This window comes from Actinotalea sp. (genome assembly GCF_041597215.1).
Taxonomy (GTDB): domain Bacteria; phylum Actinomycetota; class Actinomycetes; order Actinomycetales; family Cellulomonadaceae; genus Actinotalea.
The window spans coordinates 1-3,019 of record NZ_JBFHHB010000318.1; the positions used below are offsets into that span (position 1 = coordinate 1).

At 70.9% G+C, this 3,019-nt stretch carries 3 protein-coding genes; all 3 read right to left on the reverse strand.

The features are described 5' to 3' along the window. Positions 1-76: 76 nt before the first annotated feature. Positions 77-691 carry a hypothetical protein gene (locus ABWK99_RS15305; protein WP_372595551.1) on the reverse strand — a complete coding sequence of 205 codons (615 nt, stop codon included), beginning with the start codon at positions 689-691 and terminating at the stop codon, positions 77-79. A gap of 156 nt (positions 692-847) precedes the next feature. Further along, complete coding sequence (locus ABWK99_RS15310) at positions 848-1,291, reverse strand: hypothetical protein (RefSeq protein WP_372595552.1); 444 nt, start codon at positions 1,289-1,291, stop codon at positions 848-850. A gap of 58 nt (positions 1,292-1,349) precedes the next feature. Continuing rightward, positions 1,350-2,720 (reverse strand): replicative DNA helicase, encoded by a 1,371-nt coding sequence (gene dnaB, locus ABWK99_RS15315; RefSeq protein WP_372595553.1) that lies wholly within the window; start codon positions 2,718-2,720, stop codon positions 1,350-1,352. Between the last annotated feature and the right edge of the window lie 299 nt (positions 2,721-3,019).

Genomic DNA, 3,019 nt, shown 5'->3' on the forward strand with positions numbered 1-3,019 from the left:
CCTTGGCCCGTGAAAATGGCGGTCGTCGACGGTGCGGGCCGGGCTGCCGCGCCGGCGGCCCGCACCGCCGACGGGCTCACGCCGTCATGTCGAGGAGCAGCCCGTTCTCCACGGCCCCCGCGAGTGCCTCGGCGCTGACTCCTGCGTCGGCGAGCAGGTCCATCAGGCTGGAGCCGTTCTGCAGCACGCCGAGGAGCGTGGAGCTGTCCGTGCCGAGGAGGTCGCTGATCGCGCTGAGGGTGTTCTGCTGGTCGGTGGTCATCTCGCCGCCGAAGACCCCGGTGGAGCCGGCCGGGGGAGGTCCCATCGGGCGGCCCAGCCCGCTCTGCTCGACGAGGTGCCCGACCATGTCCTCGACGTTGCCCATCGCCTTCATGTCGTCCGGCATGTCCGCGACGATGGCCGCGACGAGGTCGTCCTCGGAGACGCCCTGCTCCTCCGCGAGCTCGGCGAGGGACGAGCCGTTGCTCAGGGCCTCCATGACCTCGTCCTCGGACAGCCCCAGCGCCTCGGCGGCCGAGCTGACGTGCGGGGGGGTGCCGCCGCCGTTGCCGGGCGGGGGCGGGACCTGGCCGGACGGCGTGGCGCCGCTGCGCTGGGTGGACGAGGCCGATCCTGCCTGAAGGGTGACCGAGGCGAAGGGGTTCACCGAGGCGAAGGCATTCGCCGAAGCGACGCCGGAGATGCTCATGACGGGTCCTCTCGTGGGGGAGAGCCGACCGCGCCCTGCGGTCGGACACCCTGTCGATCGGCGCGCTGACCTGCAGTGTCAGGAGAATCCTCAGATCGACAGGTAACCCACAGTTCTGTGCTCGGGCTGTGCCCGGCGGGGCCCGGACGGCAGGGATCAGTCGCAGTTGTCGCAGCGTCCCGTCGCGGGGAGGGCCATCGAGCAGGTCGGGCAGATCGCCGGGACGTACTCCCGTGCCGCTGCCGCCCGGACCGCGGGGGTGCGGGGGACCGTCGCGCGGGGGGCGCGGGTGGCACGCGCGCGGGTCGGGGCGGGCGCCACCGTCGGCCCGACGACCTCGAAGCCGCGCTTGCGCAGCAAGGCGGCGGCGCCCTGAGGGCCCTCGTGGAACTCGGCGGGCGGGGCGAGCCGACCGGTCGCGTACCGGTGGGCGACGCCGAGGATCGCCATCGAGTCGTACTCCCGCCCCTCGTGCACCAACGGGTAGCCCGGCGTCGGCTCGAAGCCGTACAGCGCCAGGAACTCTGCGCTCCCGCGGCTGTCGTACTCGCCGATCGCCTGGAGGACGTGCTGCTGCTTCACCGAGGAGAAAGTGGCCACGACACTCGAGCCTACGTCCTTCCTCACGGCCCCCCACCCGCTCCGGGGGCCGCAGCGACTACATCCCCGACGGCGCCATGTCCACGAAACGCGCGTAGGTGCCCTGGAACGCGACGACGATCGTGTCCGTCGGTCCGTTGCGGTGCTTGGCGACGATGAGGTCGGCCTCACCGGCCCGGGGTGACTCGCGCTCGTAGGCGTCCTCGCGGTGCAGCAGGATGACGATGTCGGCGTCCTGCTCGATCGAGCCCGACTCACGCAGGTCGCTCATCTGCGGGCGCTTGTCGGTGCGCTGCTCGGCGCCACGGTTGAGCTGCGAGATCGCGATCACCGGCACCTCGAGCTCCTTGGCCAGGAGCTTCAGCGCACGGGAGAACTCGCTGACCTCCTGCTGACGGGACTCCACGCGCTTGCCCGAGCTCATCAGCTGCAGGTAATCGATGACGACGAGCTTGAGGTCGTGCCGCTGCTTGAGCCGACGGCACTTCGCGCGGATCTCCATGAGCGAGAGGTTCGGGGAGTCGTCGATGAACAAGGGGGCCTGGGAGAGCCGGCCCATCGTCCCGGCGAGCTTCTGCCAGTCGTCGTCGCGCATGGTGCCCTTGCGCATGTTCTGCAGCGGCACGCGGGCCTCCGCCGAGAGCATGCGCATGGTGATCTCCGAGCGGCTCATCTCCAGGGAGAAGATGGCGGAGGTCATGCCGTGCTTGATCGAGGCGGACCGGGCGATGTCGATCCCGAGCGTCGACTTGCCGATCGCGGGGCGCGCGGCGAGGACGATCATCTGGCCGCCGTGCAGGCCGTTGGTGAGGCGGTCGAGCTCGATGAACCCGGTGGGCACCCCGCTCATCCCGTCGCCACGGCTGCCGTTGGCCTCGATCTCCTCCATCGTCGGGTTGAGGATCTCCGAGAGCGGGAGGTAGTCCTCGGAGGTGCGCTGCTCGGTGACGGCGTAGACCTCGGCCTGCGCGGTGTTGACGATCTCGTCGACGTCCCCGCCGTCGGTCGCATAGCCGAGCTGGACGATCCGGGTGCCGGCCTCGACGAGTCGGCGCAGCACGGCCCGCTCGCGCACGATCCGGGCGTAGTAGCCGGCGTTGGCGGCCGTCGGCACCATCGAGATCAGGGTGTGCAGGTACGGGGCTCCGCCGATGCGCTGCAGCTCACCGCGCTTGGTCAGCTCGGCTGCGACGGTCACGGCGTCCGCCGGCTCACCACGGCCGTACAGGTCGAGGATCGCGTCGTAGACCAGCTCGTGCGCCGGGCGGTAGAAGTCCGTCCCACGCAGCTGCTCGATGACGTCCGCGATGGCGTCCTTCGAGAGCATCATCCCGCCGAGCACGCTCTGCTCCGCGGGGACGTCCTGCGGAGGGGTGCGGTCGTAGTCCGGACGCCGCGTCGCGAGCCCTTCGAGCTCCTCGATGCTCACTGCTCCCCCTCGAACCTGACGACCCGCCGCGTGAACCACGCCGGGGCTGCACCTGCACTCCGCTCGCGCCCCTGCGGACCGATCCGGACCGGCCCGGCACGACCACCGCGCAGGGCCGACACCCTGTGTCTACCGCGCGCCACCGACACGCGACGAGGCACCTTCGAGAGGGTAGAAGCCCTCAGCCCGTGGACCTAAAGCGACCCCTTGCCCCCTGTGCGCCATCCTGGGGACCGCTGTGGACAACGCGCCTGGGCGGATGTGCACAGTCGGGGAGAAACCTGTGGATAGAACCGGGC

What these genes read in the sequence shown, in the direction of transcription:
- ABWK99_RS15305 (WP_372595551.1), bottom strand. Translation starts at nt 691, where the DNA reads ATGAGCATCTCCGGCGTCGCTTCGGCGAATGCCTTCGCCTCGGTGAAC.